Here is a 23,496-nt window from a genome sequence, read left to right as displayed (position 1 = left end):
AAATTAATCGAATCCTGCCAGAATCAATTCAAAAAACATATTTCATTGCCTTAATTGCACCTTAAATCACTGTTATTTTGGTCTTTTTTGGCATATAATAATAAATGACAAATTAATGAATATGTTCAATTTTAGAAATGAACGTTACAAGGAGTAGAAAACGAACCATGAAACGAAAAAATAAATTATTCTTGCTATTTTCAAGTGCTGTTTTAGGTTCAACACTCGCAATCGCAATTCCCCAAAATACATCAACTATCTCAGCGGAAACGGTTGCCGCTCAACCAGCAGCTGTAAATCCAAGCGCACCATATGCTAATGGTGTTTACCCTAACACGCCAATGGCATACCACAAGTCTGGTACACAAGAGACTTCAATCATGGCTCAGTTCATGAAACCGATGGTAACCATCACCATCAACGGTGCCAACGCAACCCTTTCTTTACCCGCTGATGATAGCGAGTCAGCTGATATGCTTAAAAAATTTACGATTAATGGTAAAAATACTGTCCGTAAAGGAAATAATTTTGAAGTGGTTATGCCATCCAATACCATCAACAAGGTACTAAAGGGCTATGTTGAAGTTCTCTATAAAGACGCGAAAAACAAGCCCCACGAAGAAAAACAACCCGTTGATATCAAAATAGACACAAGCAATATTAAAAAGGCTGTAGCTCCTAAGCCAACCCCACAACCTGAAAAGCCTAAGACTGACCAACAAAAAAAGGCCGAACAAGAAGCTGAAAAACGTCGTGCTGAACAACAAAAGCAGGATGAAAAGAAGCGACAAGAGGCTGAAAAACGTCGTGCTGAACAACAAAGAAAAGCTGATGCTCAAAAAAGAGCGCAAGAACGAGAACAAGATCGTAAGTCTGGGAATCCCACTAATAAACTGGATATCGTCGATTACACAGCCAACTACAAAAACAAAACTACTGGTCAACAATCTACCATGGCTAACTATATGTCACCTAAGGCCAAACTATATTATAAGGGTGGACATCAATACATTGTGATCAGTGCAAATAGTTCCGACTCTGCAAATATGATTAAAGATATGCGGTTAAATGGTCGTGGCTATTTTAAGAAAATTGGCAATGATTTTTACTTTAACTTCGGTACTAAAGAAATTCAAAAAAATAGTAGCATCACATTTGCTGGAAAAGTTAGTGTTTCAACTCGGATAAGAGGAAAGCAATTTACTGAGAACCCTGAATTCACATTGACTTTATCTAATCGCAGAGTTCACAAGGGAGACTCTTCTTCATTGCATACGGGTTCAGGTTCAATTGGAAAGCCAGTTCCATCAACAAGTACCAACAAAAGCAACGGATCTTCCGGCGGTAGTGTTGCTGTTGCCAAAAACAGTTACTACAACTATTCTGCCCAATTCCTAAAGCAGGGAACCAGTGAGAGTTCTGTCATGGCTACATACATGCTTAACGCTGCTCATGTTGAAATCAAGGGAAACAATGCCACCATTACTGTCTTTGCCAATAGTGCTAGTTCAGCCAATATGATTACACACATGACTCTTGGTGGTCAGACAGCTAGTCGTTCAGGTAATGGTTACACGGTCACTTTGCCTAAGTCTGAACTTGAGTCAGTCATTGCTGGGCATGTGGACGTCGACGTTCCTGGTGTCATTCATGAGTCACAACCATTCTCACTTCGTCTAACACCTGGCTTCAGTGGTACACCATCTGCCGGTGGTGATAGTTCTTCAGCCGATGGCGCAAGCGCAATGGGTGGTAACGCTTTCCCAATGGGATCAGCTTCAAACTTGAATGCAGCCAGTGCTAATAGTATTGCTGCAGCAAAGAAGGCCGCTGATGCTAAGAAGAATGGTGCCAAAAACGTTGATAACATCAAAAATCCTGATGCCACAGCCCAAGCCAAAGACAAGGAACAGTCAGATATGAATAAGACTTTCCTTTCAATCGGTGGAATTATCTCTGCTGTCTTAGGTTATATCGGTACAACCCTTGGTTGGAATATCTTTAGAGGATAGGTGGCTACTTAAATGCATAAAAAATTAATCATCAGCATCGCTTTGGCATTGGTTGCACTCTTCGCATTACCCATTTCTGTGAAGGCGGATACGCAAACAGTGCCTCTTGCTGTGCTAAAAGATGGTACAAATGATACGTCATATGCCGCTTCATATTTCGCGCATTCGGCGAACGTCACATCTGACGGTAACGGGATTTATACCATTACTTCAACCGTGACAACTAGTAAAAAGCTCGGGGATTATCCCGTGCAAATCCTCAGTATTGATGGTGGTCCAGCCAATGTTAGCAAGGCGGACAATGGTGATTCACAAACAATTACCTACTCATATCAGACAAAGGATTTAAGTGAACGTCACTCGGCGGTCATTAAAGTCGATGTGAACAACATTAACTACCACCACACTTACAATGTTGGTTTGCAGTTAGATGCCAGTTCAATCAAGCAAGATGAGCCCGCGAAATCTTCATCAGCATCATCACAAGCGGACAGCAGTAGTTCAAGCTCTGCCGCAAGTAGTGAGGCCAGCAGTTCTTCAGAACAAAAATCAAGCCAGTCAAGCAAATCTAGTCAACCAGATGCTTCTAGCTCAAGCGACGACAACGCAGATGATAAGTCCCACATGTTCAAGCAGGTGGGTGCCGTCGTTGCTGGTGGCTTAGGAATCGGTATCTTAGCTGCTGCTGGTACAATCTGGTATACCACAAGGAAGAAATAGCATGTCAAAAAAACAAATTCGTCTATTGTCACTTTGTTTTGTCCTTTTGCTCATTCTAGCTGGGGGTTGGTTATGGCTAGCCTTTAGCCAAAGCAATGCCAGTGATGATGCAAAATCATACAAGCGTGTTGTTACCACAACCAATGCACAAACCCAGGTCTTTGATCAATTGGGCATTAAGCAGGTTGTTGGGGTTGCCACACCTGGTGAAAAGCAAAGTGTGCCAAAACGCTACAAGAACTTACCTCAAGTGGGTAACCACGTGTCACCTAACATTGAGAAGATTGTCTCACTAAAGCCTGATGCCGTTTATGTCGACGAAGCTTTAGTGGATGATTATCAAAAGAAGTTATCAAGCGATAATATTCATACTGAAATTTTGAACTTCAAGACCGTCGCTGATTTGCAAAACAGCATTACCAGCCTCGGTAAAGCCTACAATAAGCCAATCAAGGCTGCAGAAATGAAGCATGAACTTGATTTGAAGGATACCTCAACCAAGAAGCACCCTAAGGTATTGCTTTTGATGGGGATGCCTGGTGGTTCATTCTTAGCTGGAACAAAGTACAGCTATGTTGGTGATTTGATTGAACGTGCTGGTGGAAAAGTGGTCACAACAAGCAGTTCTAAGAGTGATTATGTCCAACCAAATACGGAACAAATTGCTAAGGAACAACCTGATGTCATCATCACCATGGCTCACGCTATGGATCAAAGTGTGTTTGATAGCTTCAAGACTGAGTTCAAGTCTGATAGCTGGAAAAACATTAAGGCCGTCAAAGAAAACCATGTTTACCAAGCTAAGGAACCAACCTTCAGCATGACTGCCAACATGAATGCGCCTAAGGCATTTAAGCAAATTCAAACTTGGCTTGCTGATTCAGAAAAAAATTAAAAAGGGGACCACGTTATGCATAAAGCATACAATGTCATCCTAGCAGCCGCCCTAATCGTCAGTATCGGGGCGGCTTTGCTGTTAGGAAGCACGCATTTATCACTCATGGCCTTACTACAAGGTCATGCTGATGCCTGGCAACTTGCCATTAACTACCGTTTTCCGCGCATTATTGTCGCTGTCGTTGGTGGTGCAATGATTGGGATGAGTGGGGTTTTGCTTCAACTTGTCCTACGTAATCATTTAGTCGACGCCTCGATTCTGGGAATTATGAATGGATCACAATTTATGACCTTGTGTATCATCGTCATGCTACCATTTTTGACCAATGCGAATGTCGTCATTTCTGGAATTTGTGGCGTGGTGTTGCTCCTCGTTTGGCGCATTTGTATTCCAAAACAACGCTCAACAATGCAACTCATCTTGGTCGGAATTGCGACGGCGATGACGTTCCAGTCACTGACTCAATTAACAACAACGGGCTTCGGGGTGCCTCTGCCTTCACTGAGTACCGTAACTTGGTCACAAACTTGGCAATTACTCGTTATGCTCGTCATTGGTTTAATGCTCTTAATCCTCGTTTGGCCAAGCCTTAAGTATTTCGCCTTATCCTCAGAACAATTACGTTTGCTTAAAGTCCCTGAATCACACATCCTTTACCTCGTCTTAGCGATTGTTGGACTCTGGTCTGGTGCTGTTACCGGCCTATTAGGCGTGATTTTCTTCTTAGGGGCAGTCTTACCCCAGATATCTCGTTTAATGGCACCACAGGCAAAAGCACAAGCGCTTTTCGTCCCCACGAGTTTATGGGGCAGTCTCTTGTTGTTGAATGCCGATACCATTGCGCGAACAGTGGTTGCACCGACTGAACTACCTGCTAGTGCAGTCTTGCTGGCTATCAGCGGACCACTCTTCATTTTGTTATTAATTAAGGGAGGCCGTTAACATGTTGACCTTAAATCACGTTTCTTACGCCATTGGCAACAAAACGATTTTCAACGATGCGAGTGCTGAATTGATTGATCATGAAATCACTTGTTTGATTGGCCCAAATGGCATCGGAAAATCAACACTCTTTAATCTCATTACCCAAACTATCAAACCACAAAGTGGCGAGATTGTTGGGATTCCCGATAAAATCGCCTTATTAGCGCAAAAAAATGAATTGTTTGAACCGTTGACTGTACGTGAGTTATTAACCATTCAACGTGACACACTTGATAGGGAGGTCTTGGATCTCTTACAACTTAATCAATTGTTAGATCGACCCATTGAAAAGCTTTCCGGTGGTCAACGTCAATTAGTTTGGTTGGGGTATGTCTTACATCAAGAGCCGGATTTATTGCTATTAGACGAACCCACAACCTATTTAGATTTGTACTATCAACAAATCTTCCTAAAAGCGTTAACCACCTTACAGGCCCAACGTGGCTTTACGGTGCTCATGATTTTACATGACCTAACGCAGGCTTTCAGTAACAGCCAAAATATTTGGTTAATTGATGCCAATAAACAACTGATTACAGGTAGTGTCACAGAATTAATGGACGAAACTTTACTGTCAGAGACCTTTAAATTGCCACTTTCAATTGTGGAACATGCCGGACAACGTTTAATTGTTCCTGAGCTATAAAAAAAGACGCCGTTTGGCGTTTTTTTTTTATAATTAAGGAAAGACTTTTTGGAGGCATAGCTATGGCATTCATGAGACGGTATAAACTAGATATTTTGATAATCGCCTTTTTTATTTGCTATATGCTGCTTGCTAGTTTCACCACACACAATAAAATATTAGAACTGCTCCTTAGAATCCCCATCACCGTTCTGATCGTTTGGTTGATTCCAAAACGCGTTAATCTGGACAATCTCTTTGGACCAAGCGTTCACCTCGAACATGGTCAAATGATTTGCTACTTCTTTTGACTAGATCGAACCACAAAAAAACAAACAATCTGTGTCTAAAAAAAGACCCGCGGTTTGACACCGTGGGTCTTATTTATTAGCGATTATTCAAAAAAATGTTTCCACTGTTCGTTAATAGCAGCCTTCTTGTCGCTATTATCCCAGAATGGTACCTTGACCACTCCTGAAACTTTGTTTCCGTCCACAAAGCCCCAGTAACGAGAATCATTTGAGACAGAACGGTGATCACCAAGCACAAAGTACTTGCCCTTAGGGACCTTAACCGTCTTAGCTTGTTGCCATTCCATACGCGTCCCCAATTGCTTCAAATTACTCCAGTTACCGATATTCACCGGACCAGGGTTATTTGTCGCATATTGTTGGCTTTCAGAAATGTAGTCTTGGTTAATTGTCTTACCATTAACCTTAACAACACCATCTGTTGCACTGACAGTGTCACCAGGAACACCAATAACACGCTTCACGTACTTCTTGCTTTCAGTTACAGAAGGATCTTCACCCTTAGCATCAAAAACAATGACGCTACCACGTCGGACCTTACCATTCACAAATTGAACAACTCGTTCGTTATTGGATAGGTTAGGCGCCATAGAGGTCCCATCTACACGAACAAAACTCACGATAAAGTGGGTAACTCCCCATGCAATCAACAATCCAACTGCAATCGGAATAATCCAAGATAAAATACTTTTAATGATTTTCATATGTGACTCCTTCTTTACATCACTTCATTCTAACATATTAGACCTATCAACTGTTTTAGACCTTAAAAAAAAGACTAGTTTTTAAAAAACTAGTCTTTTTCGTAATGATTTAATGCTTATTTCTTCGAACGCTTAGCCTTTTTAATGGCCCGTTCACGTGCTTTTTCAGCAGCTTTCTTTGCTTCACGTTGTTCACGTAACTTAATTGGGTTTTGCAATGTCCAAGTTTGAGCCACTTGGAACGCATTGGAAACTACCCAGTAAAGTGACAATACAGATGGCACATTAATCGCGAAGACGAAAATCATTACTGGCATCGCGAAGGTCATCGTTGTTGTCATCGTATTACGTTCTGGTTGTCCCATCATCACAATATATGAAGAAAGGAATGTGAAGACAGCCGCCAAGATTGGCAAAATGAAGTATGGATCACGTTCACCCAATTGCACCCACAAGAATGTTCCATGTTGCAAAACCTTAGTCGTTTGAATGGCTGAATATAGGGCCATCAAAATTGGTAATTGCACAATCAATGGAATAAAACTTGCAAACGGATTAACACCCGCTTCTTTATACAACGCTTTTTGCTCAGCTTGCATAGCCATCATAGAATCTTGATCCTTTGACTTATACTTCTTTTGCAAAGCTTGCAGTTGTGGTGAAATTTCTTGCATCTTAATGGTAGATTCGGTTTGATGTACCATCAATGGCAAAATCAATAGTCGAATCAAAATAGTAAAGGCAATAATTCCTAAACCATAATTATTCCCCAACCATGCTGACACACCTAAAATAGAACGTGAAACAGCGCCAACAATGACTCCGCTCCATAATCCTGACCCTGAACCAACTGGTCCATTGTAGGTAACACCGGCAATTACCATAATAATTAACGCGATAATAGCGACTGGGAAAGAACGCATATACAAAAACTTCTTTAGGGTATCTTTCATATTAATTCTTCTCCGTTGAACTAGCGTCATACGTTTGTTCATCTGTATCAACAAATAAATGCGCTAAATTAAAGACGTGCTCTAGATTTTTCTTAATGGTCGCCATGTCTTGATCGTGTGCACTTGGACGCGCAATGACTAAAATATCCATATCCTGACGTAAGCGTGGTTTAAATTCTAAAACACTTTGTCGAATCCGACGTTTTACCCAAACGCGCTCATGACCACGCAACCCAACTTTTTTAGAAATCGAAATTCCTAAACGAAAGTGGGTGGGTTGATCACGTTGCATCGTGTAAACAATAAACATTTTATTTGCGACCGAGTGATGCTGATCGAAAACCTTTTGAAAGTCAGCTTCTGATTTAACTCGATAACTTTTTCTCATTTTTTCTCCATTAAGACAAAAAGAAAACGCGCCATGCAACCATTCCTGGCCGCATCACGCGCATCATTCATCAGTAATTCCTATAGAAGGTATGACCTACTTAGGCTGACAATGCCTTACGGCCCTTTTGACGGCGACGGGCTAATACCTTACGTCCGTTGCTAGTGCTCATGCGCTTACGAAAACCATGCACACGTGAGCGATGGCGCTTCTTAGGTTGATATGTACGCTTCATGTGAAAACACCTCTCATTCGTAGTTAGATTTGGCCTGCGGTTGGCGAGGCCAAACCACAATTCGTTTACCATAATACCATTTGTAGAAATACAATTCAAGCAAAACTAACTTTTGCATGCCAAAAAAGCTTTCTAATGGAACGTTACTATCTATTATACCAAATGTATGACTTCAAAAACTTAAACCCAGTCAATTAATTTACATATTTCAAAATAAAAAAGTTATCCCAAATCTAACGCTCTGTTATGTGGACAACCACACCCTACCTAACACTCCGTTATGACGTTTTTCCACAATTTCCACAGTTTTTCCACATTATCCACCGTGGTGTAAAAATAAATTCTCTAGCCCCTGTGAATATGTGGATAAGTCTGTTGAATACTGATAGAGTAACATCCGATTATCCACAATTGCTTATGGATAACTCTTTTTTTCGATAGTTATCCACAGATATCCACAATTTCGTGATTTTTTTAATCACACCCCTGTGGGAAGTCGGATAACTTTTTCCACAACCTGTGAATATCTCTATTTGTTATTTACAGTGGGATAGATTCCCAATCTAGCGCGTTTTTAGCTGTGGAAAACTCCATATATCCCTGTTACAATGAGTGACGTGATAAGATTTATTCACAGTTTGTACTGTGGATAACTATTCTGCACCAGTTAATTTTTTTAGGAGGTCGTCCAAAATGGATCCTATCCAACTTTGGAATGCCATCAAAGAAGATTTAAGAAAGAAAACCAATGAATTTTCATATGCAACTTATATTGATAGTTTGACTCCAGTCGCTATCATTGAGAATGATAATAATTCCGTTACCTTGCAATTAACCAGCAATCATGAAAATGTCGCTGATGAATGGCAGACTGAGGGTAATGCTTACACGCAATCTTTCGTCCAATCCGCAATGATGGCAACCATGTCTCTCAACGGGCAGCCAACTTATGTTATGCCGTCCGTTACATATATAGAACCAAAACCAACCCAATTGGATTTGAATCCCAATGACACGGCAGCAACCGATGCCATTGAACCTGAAGAAGGTGATTCAACTGTCTTGGCTTCCAATTTCATCACAAAAGCGACATTAAACCCCGAATTCCGTTTTGACACATTTGTTTCGTCAGACGAAAATCGTGAGGCTTATTCAGTTGCGCAAGCCGTTGCCGATAATCCTGGAACGCAATGGAATCCATTGTTAATTTATGGAGGCGTAGGACTTGGGAAGACCCACTTAATGCAGTCAATTGGAAATGCCGTATTAGAACGCACCCCTGAAGCTAAAGTTAAATTCATCACCACTGAAGATTTCATTAATGACTTCACGGAAGCCTTGCGTCGCGGACCTAAAGCTACCGAAGCCTTCAAACGTGAGTACCGTAGCACTGATTTACTGATGGTCGATGATGTCCAATTCTTGGCCGGTAAAGAAAAGATCCAAGAAGAATTCTTTAATACGTTTAACGCCATTACCCGTGAAAATAACCAAATTGTTCTAACTTCAGATAAGCTACCTAAAGAAATTCCCGGATTAGAGATGCGTTTAGTAACTCGTTTTGGACAAGGCTATTCAGCCAATATCACAAAACCTGACTTACCAACGCGTGTTGCCATTCTGCGCAACAAGTCTGATCAAGAAAACCTCAATATCCCAAATGATGTGATTGATGAAATCGCTGCTGCCGTTGATACCAACGTGCGTGATTTGGAAGGGGTCTTCAACCAAGTCGTTGGGAAGATGAAGTTTAGTAAAGCTGATGTGACTGTTGAAACTGCCCGTTCGATCTTGGAGAAAATGAGCTTTAAGCGCCAACGAGCCATTACCGTTCCAATTATTCAAGACACCGTGGCAACTTACTTTGATGTCACTATTGATGACTTGAATGGGAAAAAACGTAATAAGGAAATTGTGGTTCCACGTCAAATCGCAATGTATCTTGCCCGCGAATTAACACAGGATTCATTACCTCAAATTGGACGTACCTTTGGTGGCAAAGATCATACAACTGTGATGCATTCTACGGAAAAGATTGAAAAGAAGATTGCCGAAGATGAACAATTACAGCGTCAGGTTGAAGAAATTCGCGAAAAACTAACCAACTAATACAAAACCTGCCTGTGGATAAGTCAAAAGTTTCAAGAAAGTTATCCACACAGTCATCCACATAGACCAATTATTGGTATAATCGACTGTATTAGCGTTATCCACAGTATCCACACCCCTTATTACTATTACTATTTTTTATATTTATAAATAAATCATGCATAAGCAACGCTTGATACATGTTCATGAGGAGAGTCAAATGCAATTTACAATTAATCGTTCAGAATTTATCAAAGCAATGAACCATGTCAGTCGAGCTATTTCTTCACGAACATCAATGCCAATTTTGACAGGTGTTAAATTAGAATTAGATGAGACAGGGTTAACTTTAACCGGATCTAATACAGATATTTCTATTGAAACAAAAATCCCATTCAGCGATGATCAAGCTAAATTAGAACAGACACAACCAGGGGCACTTGTTTTACCAGCATCATTCTTTGCCAACATCGTAAAGCGTTTGCCCGGTGAAACGTTCACGCTGACCAACACTGATGGTTTGCAAGCAAAAATTACTTCTGAAAGTGCTGAGTTTGATATTAACGGGCAAGATGCCCAAAGCTATCCACATTTACCAGAGATTGAAGTGACGAATCATTTGATTTTGCCAGCTGCAACCTTGACTGAAGTTATCAGTCAAACGGTTATTGCCGTTTCAAAGCAATTAAGCCAACCCATTTTGACTGGGGTGCACTTCATTATTGCTGGCGGAAACTTAACAGCAGTTGCGACTGATCGTCATCGTTTAGCACAACGTACAGTAACCTTCGGTGAATCAGATGTTAATGCTGACATCATTATTCCTGGACCGTCATTGACGCAACTTCAAGCTATGCTTGATGATGTTGAAACTGTTGATGTGCGTGTGGCTGAAAACCAAGTGATTTTCCAATTAGGTGAAAACACAGTTTTCTATTCACGGTTACTAGAAGGAAACTATCCTGATGCGTCACGGTTGATTCCAACAGAAAAGCGCACAACACTAACAATTAATGCACGTGACTTGTTGCAAACGATTGAACGTGCGGCTTTGCTAAGTCACGAAGGTCGTTCAAACGTCATCCAATTTATGGTGAGCGATAGTCGTTCAACGATTTCATCAAATTCACCTGAAGTTGGACGCGTGGAAGAAGAAATCTTCGCTGCCCAAACGTCTGGGGATGAACTAACGATTTCATTTAATCCAGATTATATGCGGGAAGCCCTAAAGTCATTTGGTGATGAAGAAATCCAAATTGGATTTAAGACCCCATTGGATCCCTTTACATTGGTCCCAACAAATAATGAAACAAACTTTATTCAATTGATTACGCCAGTACGCACATACTAATAAAAAGCCGAAAATCGCCTTTTAAGAATTTGAAAGGGGTTTTCGGCTTTTTTGTCACATTTGATATAAATTGTTCAGAATGCTCATATCGGCTTTTTAAGATTGTGAAAACTGTCGTGAAAGCGTATAATAGACAGTAGAGAAAAAGCACTTTGTTTCAAATAGGAGGGGTTCAATTGGCTGAAGAAATTAATATTCAAACACCATACATTACACTTGGGCAATTATTAAAGCAGGCCAGCGTAACAGAAACTGGTGGACAAGCAAAATGGTATCTACGTGAAAACACAGTCTTGGTAAACCAAGAACCCGATGATCGCCGAGGCCGTAAGCTTTATCCTGGTGATGTTGTTGCTGTACCAACAGGTGAACGTTTTGTGATTAACGGGATGGGCGCAACGGATTAATGCGTTTAACGGAATTAACGTTAAAAAATTTCCGGAATTATAGAGATTTAGATGTCACATTTTCGCCGGGAGTGAATGTTTTTTTAGGGTCAAATGCCCAAGGTAAAACGAATTTGCTTGAGGCTATCTATGTGCTGGCGTTGACGCGTTCTCATCGAACGAATTCTGATAAAGAATTGATTATGATGGGGGAGAGTGAGGCCAGAGTAGCCGGCGTTGTTGAAAAAAATTCTGGAAAAGTACCACTTTCTTTAACGTTTACAAATAAAGGTAAGAAGGCGCGGGTGAATCATTTGAATCAGCCGAAACTAGCCAACTATATTGGGAACTTGAATGTGATTTTGTTCGCTCCTGAAGATTTAGAGTTGGTCAAAGGTGCGCCATCTGTCCGTCGTAGCTTTATTGATCGTGAATTTAGTCAGATGAGCCCCAAATATCTGTATGTGGCCAATCAATATCGGGCCACGCTAAAACAGCGCAATCAATATTTAAAACAATTACAAATGCAAAAACAATCTGATAAATTGTTTTTAGAGGTCCTAACGGAACGACTCGTGATTTTTGCCTCTGAATTAATCGAGCGCCGGATTAAGCTCTTAAAAGACTTAAATCAGGCTGCCCAACCAATCCATGAAGCCATTACACAGGGTCAGGAACATCTGGAAATTGAATATATTTCACAAATTAAAGATGTCACCGATATGGACCCCACCGAATTACAACAAGCTTTAACGCAAGAGTTTGAGCGAGTGCAAAAGCGTGAGATTGCGGAAGGCGTAACGAAAGTTGGCCCACACCGTGATGATTTACGTTTTTTAGTTAATGGATTTGATGTGGCAACATTTGGTTCACAAGGACAGCAAAGAACGACTGCATTGGCAGTAAAACTAGCTGAAATTGACCTTATGAAACAGCAAACCGGTGAGTATCCAGTACTGCTATTGGATGATGTCCTATCTGAATTGGATGCAAGTCGACAAACACATTTGTTGAAAGCAATGCAAAATAAGGTGCAAACGTTTATTACGACACCTTCATTGAGCGATGTTGCCAAACAATTAATCGAAGATCCAAAGATTTTTAATGTCCAAAATGGAACACTGCAAGAAAATGAATGAATGTTAGAAGGGGAAAATAATGGCTGAAGAAGATACACAAATGCATACACAAGCGGATGATTATGATGCCAGCCAGATTCAAGTCCTTGAAGGACTTGAGGCGGTGCGTAAGCGTCCAGGAATGTATATCGGAACAACAACGAGTCAAGGTCTACATCATTTAGTGTGGGAAATTGTCGACAATGGAATCGATGAGGCCTTGGCTGGCTTTGCGGATCACATTACTGTGACAGTTGAAAAAGATAATTCAATTACCGTAACTGACAATGGTCGTGGTATTCCAATTGACGTTCAAGCTAAGACAGGTAAATCTGCACTTGAAACAGTCTTTACGGTGCTTCACGCCGGAGGAAAGTTCGGCGGCGGCGGTTATAAGGTTTCTGGAGGACTTCACGGTGTGGGTGCCTCAGTTGTTAACGCGTTATCAACTGAATTAGATGTAATCGTCGTCCGTGATGATAAAGCCTATGCTATGGACTTTGAACGTGGACATGTGAAGGATACAATTCACGAAGTGAGACCAGATGGACTTGCTGTTTCACGTGGAACAATTGTACATTTCACGCCAGATCCTGATATTTTCCAGGAAACAACGGAATTTGATATCAAGACTTTGACAAATCGTGTTCGTGAATTGGCTTTCTTAAATAAGGGACTACGTATTTCGATTACCGATAACCGTCCTGAAGAACCAGTAACTGAATCATTCCACTATGAAGGTGGAATCAAAGAGTATGTTGAATACCTTGACGTCAACAAAGATGTTTTGTTTGCAGATCCTGTCTATGTTGAAGGAACTGAAAATGGGATTGCAGTTGAAGTGTCACTTCAATATACTGATGACTTCCACACAAATATGATGTCATTCGCCAATAACATCCACACTTATGAAGGTGGAACTCACGAGACTGGATTCAAGTCTGCTTTAACGCGTGTCATTAATGATTACGCACGTAAGAACGGCTTGTTAAAGGATGGGGATGAGTCACTTTCTGGGGAAGATGTTCGTGAAGGGCTAACAGCAATTGTTTCTGTTAAGCACCCAGATCCACAGTTTGAAGGGCAAACCAAGACAAAGCTTGGGAATTCTGATGCACGAACAGCCGTTGATCGGATGTTCTCTGAAACATTTTCACGCTTTATGTTGGAAAACCCAGCAACAGCTCGCGAAATTGTTGAAAAAGGTCTCTTGGCCAACAAGGCACGTAAGGCTGCTAAGCGTGCGCGTGAAGCAACGCGTAAGAAGAGTGGTCTTGAAATTTCAAACTTGCCAGGTAAATTAGCTGACAATACATCAAAAGACCCTGAAATTTCTGAATTATTTATTGTTGAGGGAGACTCAGCCGGTGGTTCAGCTAAGCAGGGACGTGAACGTTTGACGCAAGCGATTTTGCCAATTAGAGGAAAAATTTTGAACGTTGAAAAGGCAAGCATTGATAAGATTTTGGGTAACGAAGAAATCCGTTCACTCTTTACTGCGATGGGAACAGGTTTTGGAGATGAATTTGACGTTTCTAAGGCCAAGTACCACAAGTTAATTATCATGACTGATGCCGATGTCGACGGTGCGCACATTCGAACATTGTTGTTAACGCTGATTTATCGTTATATGCGTCCACTCCTTGAAAAGGGATATGTTTATATTGCGCAACCACCTCTCTACCAAGTACGCCAAGGTAAGTTTGTGCAGTATTTGGATTCAGAAGAAGAACTTAATCGTTTGTTGCCGACGCTAAATGCTTCGCCTAAGCCAGCAATTCAACGATATAAGGGACTTGGTGAAATGGATGCCAGTCAACTTTGGGAAACAACGATGGATCCTGAAAATCGTCGCTTATTGCGTGTGCAATTAGATGATGGTGTTGAAGCCGATCGTATCTTCTCAATGTTAATGGGTGACAAGGTTGAACCACGTCGTGAATTCATTGAAGAAAATGCGCAATACGCCGAATTAGATATTTAATACGTCCGTCTCGACGTATTTTCAAAAGATATAGAAAGGGTCAAGAATGTCTGAAGAACAATATGATAGTCGGATAACCAATGCCAATGTTGGCGAACAGATGCAGACGTCCTTTTTGGACTATGCAATGTCAGTTATCGTGGCGCGAGCATTACCAGACGTCCGTGATGGACTGAAACCCGTGCATCGTCGAATCTTATTTGGCATGAACGAATTAGGTGTGACACCAGATAAGCCACACAAAAAGTCAGCCCGTATAGTTGGGGACGTCATGGGTAAGTATCACCCCCACGGGGATTCAGCGATTTACGAATCAATGGTTCGTATGGCGCAAGACTTTAGTTATCGTTACATGTTGGTTGATGGTCATGGAAACTTTGGTTCAATTGACGGCGATTCAGCTGCCGCGATGCGTTATACTGAAGCGCGTTTGAGTAAAATCTCAGTTGAAATGTTGCGTGATATCAACAAAGATACAGTTAATTTCATCGATAACTATGATGGAACTGATCATGAACCTGAAGTTTTGCCAGCTCGTTTCCCAAACTTATTGGTTAATGGAACGAATGGAATTGCGGTTGGAATGGCAACCAATATTCCACCGCATAATTTGGGGGAAGTGATTTCAGCCATCCATATGTTGATGGATAACCCTGATGTCACAACCGCTGAATTGATGGAAGCAGTTCCCGGACCCGATTTCCCAACAGGTGGAATCGTTATGGGAAAGGCTGGAATTCGTAAAGCTTATGAGACTGGAAAAGGTCACATTACGGTGCGTGCTAAAGTCGATATTGAAACCGACAAGTCCGGGCACGAACGGATCATCGTCACTGAGTTGCCATTTATGGTTAACAAGGCGCGTTTGATCGAACGTATCGCCGACTTAGGTCGTGATAAGCGAATTGAAGGAATCACCGGTGTTAACGATGAATCCGACAAGGAAGGTTATCGAATTGCAATCGATGTGCGCCGTGACGTATCTGCTTCAGTTGTTTTGAACAACTTGTACAAGCAAACGTTGTTGCAAACAAACTTTAGTTTCAACATGTTGGCTGTTCAGAACGGTGCGCCAAAGCTCTTTGGTCTAAAAGAGATTTTGGTTGCCTATCTTGAACATCAACAAGAAGTGATTCGCCGTCGTACTGAATTTGATTTGAAGAAGGCTGAAGCACGTGCCCACATTCTTGAGGGATTACGAATTGCTTTGGATCATATCGATGCCATCATTACGATTATTCGTGGTTCAAAAACTGCTGAAATTGCGAAAACACAATTGATGGCAGATTATGCCTTGTCAGATAAGCAAGCCCAAGCAATTTTGGATATGCGTTTGGTTCGTTTGACTGGTTTGGAACGCGACAAGGTTGAGGATGAATATCAAGAATTGGTCGCAAAAATTGCGGACTTTAAGGATATTTTGGCAAAACCTGAACGTATTGATGCGATTATTTATCAAGAATTATTGGAAATTCAAGATAAGTTCGGTGACGAACGTCGTACCGAATTGCAAGTTGGTGATGTCACATCAATCGAAGATGAAGATTTGATTGAAGAAGAAGACGTCATCGTGTCACTAACGCGTGGTGGTTACATCAAGCGTATGGCACAAAGTGAATTCCGTTCACAAAACCGTGGTGGTCGTGGTGTCCAAGGTATGGGCGTGCACGATGATGACTTTATTGATCAAATGGTTTCATCATCTACCCACGATACTTTGCTTTTCTTTACGAACACAGGTCGTGTTTACCGCTTGAAGGGTTATGAAGTTCCTGAATATAGCCGAACAGCTAAGGGAATTCCAGTCGTGAACCTTTTGGGTCTTGATTCAGATGAATCAATCCAAACGGTGATTAGTGTGCAAGGAGATGCATCTGAAAGTGAAGATTATCTCTTCTTTACAACCCGTCACGGTGTTGTAAAGCGCACACCGGTTTCTGATTTCGGAAATATCCGCACGAGCGGATTGCGTGCCATTAATTTGCGTGATGAAGATGAATTAATTAATGTCTTGGTTGCCAATGGTGAGAGTAACATTCTCATTGGTACGCATAATGGTTACGCCGTGTCATTTAATTCAACCGCAGTCCGTTCAATGGGACGAACTGCTGCTGGAGTCCGTGGAATCAATTTGCGTGATGATGACTACGTTATCGGTGCCCAAGCACTTGAAGATGATAAGTACGTTTTGGTCATTACGGAAAATGGTTACGGTAAGAAGACACCAGTCAGCGAATACCCAATTAAGGGTCGTGGTGGTAAGGGAATCAAAACAGCCCAAATCACTGAGAAGAACGGACCAGTTGCTGGAATCGCAGTTGTTGATAATGATGAAGACATCATGTTGACAACTAACATGGGAGTCATGATTCGATTCAGTGTTGATGCTGTTTCTGAAACTGGCCGAGCAACGCAAGGTGTGCGTTTGATTCGTTTAGATGGTGATTCAAAGGTTGCAACGTTTACAACAGTTGATCCAGAACCTGATGCAGAAGCCGATGTCGATGGAGATGTCGAAGCAGTTGCAGTTGAAGTCACTGATGCACCAGCTGAAGCTGTTAACTCACAAGCGGAACAAGTAGAAGCATTGCTTGATCGCGCTGAAGATGATTTAGAATAAAATAAAAAAGCTTATTCAGTTCAATTGACTGGATAAGCTTTTTTTATTGTTTTAGTTTCAACATATGGATATGGGGGATGCCGACTTCTTCAAACGGATGACCGACTGGGGTAAACCCGAGCTTTTCATAAAATGATTGAGCTGAGCATTGTGCATCTAACTCGAATTGTCTGATGTCGTCTTGTTGGTCGAAGGCTGATAGAACATACTGCAATAATTGCGTCGCAAAATGTTGCCCACGATATGACGCCAAGGTCGCGACTCTTTGGATGTTAACGACATAATCAGTTACCACTAAGCGGACGGTTGTAACCGGAATGGCGTCTAAATAACCGACAAGATGTAACGCCGATTCGTCAAATGAGTCAAATTCATCTGAAGCATCAATATTTTGTTCTGTTACAAAAACAGTTTGACGGATGTTAAAGGCATCAATTTGAACGTCCGAAAAACCACGTCTGCAAAGGATATTAAAACGATTGGACATGTTTAACACACTCCTTATGGCTAGTTTAAATTACTTTTAATACAATTTATAGGTTATAACGATGGACACAACGGTCCGAATTTATCGTATAATGGAGAATAGTTAAAAAATTACAAAGGAACCAATAATCTATGAAGCAGAGTCGTCTTTCTGATTGGTTTAAATCACGAGTTGGCTTTATTATGATTTTAGTCGCATTACTCTGGGCTAAAACACAGATGGCCAATATTATGGATTTCAAATTGTATCAGGGTGCTACCCCGGTTCAATGGATAACCCTCTTAGTGAATCCAATACCAATTGCACTATTATTACTAAGTTTTGCTTTATATTTTAAATCACCTAAACTATTTTATCCGATTTCATTAATTATATATATTGCAAATATCGCGTTAATTCAGTTAAACGTTATTTATTATCGTGAATTTTCTGACTTTATGTCGGTCTCAGTTATGTTGGGGTACGACAAGGTTAACCAAGGCCTGGGTGCGTCCGGATTTGCCTTAAGTAATGTCCATGATATTTTCTTTTGGCTCGATTTGGTCGTGCTGCTAGTCCTTGTTATCTTTAGGAAAATTAGATTAAATGCACCAGCAGTAGCCAAGTTCAAAGCGTTTAGTATCACAAGTTTTGCTATTCTAGGCTCAATGCTCGTGTTGATGTTAAGTGAAATGGATCGTCCTCAATTAATTACCCGTCAGTTTGATAGCAAAATGATGGTGCGTTATTTGGGATTAGATAGTTATACTTTTTCAGATGCCGTGCGCGCCCAAAAAGTTTCAGAATTGAAGAGTAGCGCTAAGAAATCAGATATTGAAAAAGTGCAGAAGTACATTCGTAACCATAATGTGCCTGCGAATGCGAAGTATGCTGGAATTGCAAAAGGACGTAATGTTTTTGTGATTCATCTTGAATCAACTCAGCAGTTCTCGCTTGATTTAAAAGTTAATGGGCAAGAAGTAACCCCATTCTTGAATAGTATTTATCATTCAAAGAGTACCATTGGATTTGATAATTTCTTCAATCAAGTTGGACAAGGGAAAACGTCCGATGCGGAAAATATGTTGGAGACGTCAACATTCGGTTTGCCACAAGGTTCATTATTTGCCACGCAAGGAAGTGATCATACTTTCCAAGCGATGCCAAGTATCTTGAAGCAAACGCAAGGTTATTCTTCAGCCGTTTTCCATGGGAACACTGCCAGTTTCTGGAACCGAAATAACGTGTACAAAAACATGGGGTACCAGTACTTCTTTGATGCCAGTTACTATGATACGTCTGGAGACAAAGCCACAGGTTACGGATTGAAAGATAAGCTCTTATTCTATGATTCAATTCCATACCTAGAGCGTCTCCAACAGCCGTTCTACGCGAAGTACATCACAGTAACGAATCACTTCCCGTATAGTTTAGATAGTGAGGACAAGGATCCTAACTTCCAAACAACAGATAGTGGTTCAAAGGTCGTTGATGGTTACTTTGAAACGAACCATTACATGGATCAGTCGATTCATGAATTCTTTGATTATTTGAAGAGTTCTGGTTTGTACGACAATTCAATTATTGTGATGTACGGTGATCATTATGGTATTTCTAATTCTGAAAATAAGGCATTAGCGCCGATTTTAGGGAAGAATCCTGATGATTGGAACGCCAATGACAATGCACAATTGCAACGTGTGCCATTTATGATTCATATTCCTGGTTACCAAGGTGGCTTCATCGACCATACGTATGGTGGTGAGATTGATGTGATGCCAACATTGTTGCATTTGTTAGGTGTGACGGATACCAAGAAATACGTTGAATTGGGACAAGATTTGTTGAGTAATAAGCGTCAACAAATTGTTGCTATGCGTGATGGGGATGTTATTACGCCACAGTATAGCTATATTAATTCAGTTATGTATGATAATAAGACTGATAAGCCGATTGATAATCCAACTAAGAAACAGTTGGAACAAGAAAAGAAGGCAACAGATGCTGCGCATGAACAACTGCGTGTATCGGATGCTATCAATCAAAAGGATTTGTTGCGTTTCTACACACCAAAGGGCTTTAAGCCAGTTGATGCGAAGGAATACAATTATTCGAACGGCTTGGAGAAGTTGAAGAATCTCGAGAAACAACGTAAATCAAGTTCACGTGACTTGTATACAATTAACGGGAATAAATCAACGCAGCCATTGTATAAGACGGACGCACCTGAAAAGGATGAGCCTAAATCAAATACTTCCCGAATTCAGCAAGTAAACCCTGATCAAGGGGATACCACTGATGGTGGAAACGATAAGCCTAATCCATAAGGGTGAAGTAAAAAGCCAGCTGACCATGTGTCGGTTGGCTTTTTTAATGGGAATTTAGTAAAATTGAACATGCCTGTTAAATAGGTTAACAATCTTGGTAAGTAAAATTATTTGAAACAACGGGTGTGAATCAATGGCATATTTAGATAAAAGAGAAGTGATTGAAAGCATATTTAAACCCGACCTCTTTAAGTTTAGAATCGGGGAGCTATCAAAAATGACAGGTGTTTCAACTCGGCAGTTACGTTATTGGGAAAGCAAAGCGATTATCCGACCCTTACCACGGGAGGGGGATCAAGATGCGCGTGTCTATAACTATGAAGCTTTTCATAAAGTCCAATCAATTAAATATTTTTTGGATGAAGGCTATACACTAAAAGCAGCCGTGGCTAAGACCGATGAAATTTTGGAAATGTTCAAAAAGATTCATACGATTATTGGACATGCTGTTCGGGGAATTGAAGAAGTCGATGGTGAAATTATGGTGGATCTAGGAACTTTTGATGAAGAAGCGCAGACGCGTTTGTGGGCGTCAATTGATGAAGATGAAAAGGTTCATTATCATGTACGAGCAGAGGGTGAATAAATGAAATGGTCAGGTTACTATAAATTAGATTGGCAAGACCGTATTCAATATTTAGTTGAGAACCATGTGATTGATGCAACGCAAGCTAAGCTGATGGCTGAAAATTACAGTGCAGTTGGTGATCAACAGGTCGAAAATTATCTGTATAATTTTGGCGTACCAATGGGTTTGCTAACTGATATTGAAATTAATGGAGAACACAAGTCTGTGCCAATGGCAACCGAAGAACCTAGTGTCATTGCTGCAGCCAATAATGGTGCCCGGATGTTGAATCAAGGGGATGGTGTACACGCTGCCTTTAAGCAACGCCTAATTCGCGGCCAAGTCATTGCCATCAACCTTGATGATACTGGGGCATTCCAACATTATGTGCAAAAGCATACAGCTCAATTATTAGCTGTAGCCAATCACGCACATCCTAGCATGGAAGCGCGTGGTGGTGGTGCCAAGGATATTGTGATTGAGCCTCTAGATGAAAAAACAGTTGCCGTTGATGTTCTAGTTGATCCTTGTGAAGCGATGGGGGCCAATGTAGTGAATACCATGGCTGAAGCCGTGGCACAAGATTTACGCTCAGTTGGCTTTGAAATATTAATGGGTATCTTGTCGAATTACGCAACAGAAGCGCTCATTGAAGCAAATGTTGCGATTCCAGTAGCAGCTTTGAAAACAAAGCAAGGTATGGCTGGAGCAGATGTTGCGCAACGCGTTGCGCAAGCGAGTTATATGGAGCAACTCACCCCATATCGAGCTGTTACAGCAAATAAAGGCATCATGAACGGTGTTGAAGCGGTAGTCCTTGCGAGTGGCAATGATACTCGAGCTGTGAACGCGGGGATGCATGCGTATGCGGCGGAGTCAGGTCAATATAAGGGGCTGGCACAATGGACTGTTTCGGATGATGGTCAATTTTTGAATGGAAGTATTAAAATGCCGCTTATGCTAGGAGTTGTTGGTGGATCGATTGGGATTGTCCCAGCAGTTCAATTAAACCAACAAATTATGGGGAATCCAGATGCCCAAACATTGAGCGCCATCGTGGCTGGTGTCGCTTTGGCCCAAAATTTGGCTGCCCTCAGAGCGCTAGTTTCAAGCGGTATCCAAGCGGGCCATATGGCGCTGCAAGCTAAGTCATTGGCGTTACAGGTAGGAGCAACGGTCGCAGAAGTCCCATTGCTGGTGGCTGCCCTAGAAAAATCAGAACAAATTAATCAAGCCTCTGCGCAGGCGTTATTGGCAAATATCAGAAAAGAGAAGAGGTAGTACGTTATGCAATTTTCAGCAGATACATTAAAGTTACTTGATCAAGTCAATCAGCTATATCCAGGTTCAATTGTTTTACATGGTAATGGAGAAGCATCAGGTATCATTAACCATGAACAAGTAACAACGGATGTCTTAGGAGAACGTCTAGCCATTCAAGTCACTGATGCAACGGCCCCTGACTTTACGGCAACACACGAATTGCTACATATGATGCTTGGATTAGGCGGGTTTCCCCAAGTCTTCTTCCAATTGAAGGTAGCAGATAATGATGATTTGACTGAACAAATGATTGTGATGTCAACTTATCTTTATCGTCCAGCCTTACATGCCATCATCTATAAGGAACAAAAGCAACATGGTTTGATTACCGATGATGTTGTTGATGCCTATGTTAAGGGCGTTGAGGCAGAACTAACACCTGAAACTCCAGATGATGAGCAAAGCCAGGCTGCATTGCGCATTATGTTACTATTGGACACACAAGTTTTGTTTAGTGTGCTTGATCCAAACCAAATTAAAGCCAAGCAGACAGAACTAATGGACCAATATCCAGTTGCCTGGGCCGCCGCAAATAAAATCCTAGAGGCCATGCAACCTGAAAAAATTGTCAATGCGCTTGGATTACACCGTGCCGTTGTTGCGGCCTTCACGACATTTGATGAACAAATGGCTAAGATGAATCTACCATTGTTGAATGCCAAGGAGTTTGCAACATTAACGCCGGTCCTTTCAGAACGTCAACTACGTTTGACGGTTAATCAAATTTTCAATATTAAGCATATTGACCTTTTGGATGAGACAACTAACCAAAAAGCTTATATTGGTGTTACCAAACAAGATGGACAAAATAGCTTTGTGCTTTCTGCACCCGAAGACGAGAGTCAACGTGCTGAATTCTTCAAAGAACTCTATCAATTATCAGTGGCAGAGTTGTTTGATCAGATTAAACAACCTTATACGTTACGTGACTAAAAACGACGAAAACAAACAATTCAATTTGTTTGTTTTTTTTATTGACAAACCCCCTGGGGTTCTGTAATATAGTCTGAGTTCTCTACTTGAGCGATAAGAGTTACACGATAATTTAAATTAAAAAAGTGTTGACTTTGATTACTGAATACAGTATACTTAATCAAGTTGGGTCGTGAGAGGTTAACACCTCTTGTCTAACGAAAAAGTAGATCATTGAAAACTGAATATCGTTTCGATATAAACAAATGTGTAGGGTCACCAAATTTATTTGGTGCAAACATTTGCGAAGTCAATTCGCTAGTAAATTCGTTTAACAATCTGTTAAACAACAAAAAGAAAAATTGAGTAATATCAAGCTTTTGAAACCTTTCTTCATTTATGGAGTAAGTACAAAATGAGAGTTTGATCCTGGCTCAGGATGAACGCTGGCGGCGTGCCTAATACATGCAAGTCGAACGCTTTGTGGTCCAACTGATTTGAAGAGCTTGCTCAGATATGACGA

The 23,496-nt window shown here is 41.1% G+C and carries 20 protein-coding genes and 1 rRNA gene; 16 read left to right on the top strand and 5 right to left on the bottom strand.

Going from position 1 to position 23,496, the window contains the following annotated elements:
* Nucleotides 1–167 precede the first annotated feature (167 nt).
* The 5 genes from D3P96_RS00105 to D3P96_RS00085 are packed head-to-tail and all read left to right on the top strand — an operon-like array spanning nt 168 to nt 5,260.
* Entirely contained in the window at nt 168–2,012 is a 1,845-nt protein-coding gene (locus D3P96_RS00105; protein ID WP_124942409.1) for a hypothetical protein, read from the top strand.
* 12 nt (nt 2,013–2,024) lie between these two features.
* Nucleotides 2,025–2,732: an NEAT domain-containing protein gene (locus D3P96_RS00100; RefSeq protein WP_124942408.1), complete on the top strand. Its 708-nt coding sequence runs from the start codon at nt 2,025–2,027 to the stop codon at nt 2,730–2,732.
* A 1-nt stretch (nt 2,733) separates the two neighbouring features.
* Entirely contained in the window at nt 2,734–3,627 is an 894-nt protein-coding gene (locus tag D3P96_RS00095; RefSeq protein ID WP_124942407.1) for an ABC transporter substrate-binding protein, read from the top strand.
* Nucleotides 3,628–3,642: 15 nt separating this feature from the next.
* The gene (locus D3P96_RS00090; RefSeq protein WP_124942406.1) at nt 3,643–4,572 is read left to right on the top strand and encodes a FecCD family ABC transporter permease; all 930 of its coding nucleotides are present in this window, start codon (nt 3,643–3,645) and stop codon (nt 4,570–4,572) included.
* Nucleotide 4,573: 1 nt separating this feature from the next.
* Nucleotides 4,574–5,260, top strand: coding sequence for an ABC transporter ATP-binding protein (locus tag D3P96_RS00085; RefSeq protein ID WP_124942405.1), 687 nt, complete (start codon nt 4,574–4,576; stop codon nt 5,258–5,260).
* A gap of 373 nt (nt 5,261–5,633) precedes the next feature.
* On the opposite strand, the gene lepB is transcribed toward D3P96_RS00085, so the two are convergent.
* From lepB to rpmH, 4 genes are all read right to left on the bottom strand, one after another.
* A complete protein-coding gene (gene lepB, locus D3P96_RS00080) occupies nt 5,634–6,254 on the bottom strand; it encodes a signal peptidase I (protein WP_124942404.1) in 621 nt (206 codons plus the stop codon).
* A 116-nt stretch (nt 6,255–6,370) separates the two neighbouring features.
* Entirely contained in the window at nt 6,371–7,207 is an 837-nt protein-coding gene (gene yidC / locus D3P96_RS00075) for a membrane protein insertase YidC (RefSeq protein WP_185696032.1), read from the bottom strand.
* Nucleotide 7,208: 1 nt separating this feature from the next.
* Nucleotides 7,209–7,595: a ribonuclease P protein component gene (gene rnpA, locus D3P96_RS00070; protein WP_124942403.1), complete on the bottom strand. Its 387-nt coding sequence runs from the start codon at nt 7,593–7,595 to the stop codon at nt 7,209–7,211.
* Nucleotides 7,596–7,695: 100 nt separating this feature from the next.
* Nucleotides 7,696–7,830: a 50S ribosomal protein L34 gene (gene rpmH / locus D3P96_RS00065; protein ID WP_057744688.1), complete on the bottom strand. Its 135-nt coding sequence runs from the start codon at nt 7,828–7,830 to the stop codon at nt 7,696–7,698.
* 693 nt (nt 7,831–8,523) lie between these two features.
* Between rpmH and dnaA the strand changes: the two genes are divergently transcribed.
* The 6 genes from dnaA (at nt 8,524) to gyrA (ending at nt 17,377) form a co-directional block, all read left to right on the top strand.
* Complete coding sequence (dnaA, locus tag D3P96_RS00060) at nt 8,524–9,939, top strand: chromosomal replication initiator protein DnaA (protein ID WP_124942402.1); 1,416 nt, start codon at nt 8,524–8,526, stop codon at nt 9,937–9,939.
* 199 nt (nt 9,940–10,138) lie between these two features.
* Nucleotides 10,139–11,269 (top strand): DNA polymerase III subunit beta, encoded by a 1,131-nt coding sequence (gene dnaN / locus D3P96_RS00055; protein ID WP_124942401.1) that lies wholly within the window; start codon nt 10,139–10,141, stop codon nt 11,267–11,269.
* A gap of 176 nt (nt 11,270–11,445) precedes the next feature.
* Nucleotides 11,446–11,676, top strand: coding sequence for a S4 domain-containing protein YaaA (yaaA, locus tag D3P96_RS00050; RefSeq protein ID WP_124942400.1), 231 nt, complete (start codon nt 11,446–11,448; stop codon nt 11,674–11,676).
* Nucleotides 11,676–12,794 carry a DNA replication/repair protein RecF gene (gene recF / locus D3P96_RS00045; RefSeq protein ID WP_124942399.1) on the top strand — a complete coding sequence of 373 codons (1,119 nt, stop codon included), beginning with the start codon at nt 11,676–11,678 and terminating at the stop codon, nt 12,792–12,794. The genes yaaA and recF overlap by 1 nt, the downstream gene beginning before the upstream one ends.
* A 19-nt stretch (nt 12,795–12,813) precedes the next feature.
* The gene (gyrB, locus tag D3P96_RS00040) at nt 12,814–14,757 is read left to right on the top strand and encodes a DNA topoisomerase (ATP-hydrolyzing) subunit B (protein WP_124942398.1); all 1,944 of its coding nucleotides are present in this window, start codon (nt 12,814–12,816) and stop codon (nt 14,755–14,757) included.
* Nucleotides 14,758–14,803: 46 nt separating this feature from the next.
* The gene (gene gyrA / locus D3P96_RS00035; protein ID WP_124942397.1) at nt 14,804–17,377 is read left to right on the top strand and encodes a DNA gyrase subunit A; all 2,574 of its coding nucleotides are present in this window, start codon (nt 14,804–14,806) and stop codon (nt 17,375–17,377) included.
* Nucleotides 17,378–17,420: 43 nt separating this feature from the next.
* Here gyrA and D3P96_RS00030 read toward each other — a convergent pair whose 3' ends face one another.
* The gene (locus tag D3P96_RS00030; protein ID WP_124942396.1) at nt 17,421–17,864 is read right to left on the bottom strand and encodes a GNAT family N-acetyltransferase; all 444 of its coding nucleotides are present in this window, start codon (nt 17,862–17,864) and stop codon (nt 17,421–17,423) included.
* Between the two features lie 131 nt (nt 17,865–17,995).
* Between D3P96_RS00030 and D3P96_RS00025 the strand changes: the two genes are divergently transcribed.
* The 5 genes from D3P96_RS00025 to D3P96_RS00005 all read left to right on the top strand — a co-directional run.
* On the top strand, nt 17,996–20,170 hold the full coding sequence (locus D3P96_RS00025; protein WP_244919039.1) for an LTA synthase family protein: 2,175 nt from the start codon (nt 17,996–17,998) through the stop codon (nt 20,168–20,170).
* A gap of 133 nt (nt 20,171–20,303) precedes the next feature.
* Nucleotides 20,304–20,756: a MerR family transcriptional regulator gene (locus tag D3P96_RS00020; RefSeq protein ID WP_124942395.1), complete on the top strand. Its 453-nt coding sequence runs from the start codon at nt 20,304–20,306 to the stop codon at nt 20,754–20,756.
* Complete coding sequence (locus D3P96_RS00015; protein ID WP_124942394.1) at nt 20,757–22,019, top strand: hydroxymethylglutaryl-CoA reductase, degradative; 1,263 nt, start codon at nt 20,757–20,759, stop codon at nt 22,017–22,019.
* A gap of 6 nt (nt 22,020–22,025) precedes the next feature.
* Nucleotides 22,026–22,994, top strand: a complete 969-nt coding sequence (locus D3P96_RS00010; protein WP_124942393.1) for an IpaB/EvcA family protein — start codon at nt 22,026–22,028, stop codon at nt 22,992–22,994.
* A 390-nt stretch (nt 22,995–23,384) separates the two neighbouring features.
* Nucleotides 23,385–23,496, top strand: a 16S ribosomal RNA gene (locus D3P96_RS00005); the annotation flags it as partial.

Source organism: Weissella viridescens (assembly GCF_003862435.1).
Classification (GTDB): domain Bacteria; phylum Bacillota; class Bacilli; order Lactobacillales; family Lactobacillaceae; genus Weissella; species Weissella viridescens_A.
This window is presented reverse-complemented; position numbering and strand designations above follow the sequence as displayed.

Bases quoted from the DNA above. Each gene is read 5' to 3' on its own strand.
- D3P96_RS00105 (WP_124942409.1), top strand. From the start codon at position 168: ATGAAACGAAAAAATAAATTATTCTTGCTATTTTCAAGTGCTGTTTTA.
- D3P96_RS00100 (WP_124942408.1), top strand. From the start codon at position 2,025: ATGCATAAAAAATTAATCATCAGCATCGCTTTGGCATTGGTTGCACTC.
- D3P96_RS00095 (WP_124942407.1), top strand. From the start codon at position 2,734: ATGTCAAAAAAACAAATTCGTCTATTGTCACTTTGTTTTGTCCTTTTG.
- D3P96_RS00090 (WP_124942406.1), top strand. From the start codon at position 3,643: ATGCATAAAGCATACAATGTCATCCTAGCAGCCGCCCTAATCGTCAGT.
- D3P96_RS00085 (WP_124942405.1), top strand. From the start codon at position 4,574: ATGTTGACCTTAAATCACGTTTCTTACGCCATTGGCAACAAAACGATT.
- lepB (WP_124942404.1), bottom strand. From the start codon at position 6,254: ATGAAAATCATTAAAAGTATTTTATCTTGGATTATTCCGATTGCAGTT.
- yidC (WP_185696032.1), bottom strand. From the start codon at position 7,207: ATGAAAGATACCCTAAAGAAGTTTTTGTATATGCGTTCTTTCCCAGTC.
- rnpA (WP_124942403.1), bottom strand. From the start codon at position 7,595: ATGAGAAAAAGTTATCGAGTTAAATCAGAAGCTGACTTTCAAAAGGTT.
- rpmH (WP_057744688.1), bottom strand. From the start codon at position 7,830: ATGAAGCGTACATATCAACCTAAGAAGCGCCATCGCTCACGTGTGCAT.
- dnaA (WP_124942402.1), top strand. From the start codon at position 8,524: ATGGATCCTATCCAACTTTGGAATGCCATCAAAGAAGATTTAAGAAAG.
- dnaN (WP_124942401.1), top strand. From the start codon at position 10,139: ATGCAATTTACAATTAATCGTTCAGAATTTATCAAAGCAATGAACCAT.
- recF (WP_124942399.1), top strand. From the start codon at position 11,676: ATGCGTTTAACGGAATTAACGTTAAAAAATTTCCGGAATTATAGAGAT.
- gyrB (WP_124942398.1), top strand. From the start codon at position 12,814: ATGGCTGAAGAAGATACACAAATGCATACACAAGCGGATGATTATGAT.
- gyrA (WP_124942397.1), top strand. From the start codon at position 14,804: ATGTCTGAAGAACAATATGATAGTCGGATAACCAATGCCAATGTTGGC.
- D3P96_RS00030 (WP_124942396.1), bottom strand. From the start codon at position 17,864: ATGTCCAATCGTTTTAATATCCTTTGCAGACGTGGTTTTTCGGACGTT.
- D3P96_RS00025 (WP_244919039.1), top strand. From the start codon at position 17,996: ATGAAGCAGAGTCGTCTTTCTGATTGGTTTAAATCACGAGTTGGCTTT.
- D3P96_RS00020 (WP_124942395.1), top strand. From the start codon at position 20,304: ATGGCATATTTAGATAAAAGAGAAGTGATTGAAAGCATATTTAAACCC.
- D3P96_RS00015 (WP_124942394.1), top strand. From the start codon at position 20,757: ATGAAATGGTCAGGTTACTATAAATTAGATTGGCAAGACCGTATTCAA.
- D3P96_RS00010 (WP_124942393.1), top strand. From the start codon at position 22,026: ATGCAATTTTCAGCAGATACATTAAAGTTACTTGATCAAGTCAATCAG.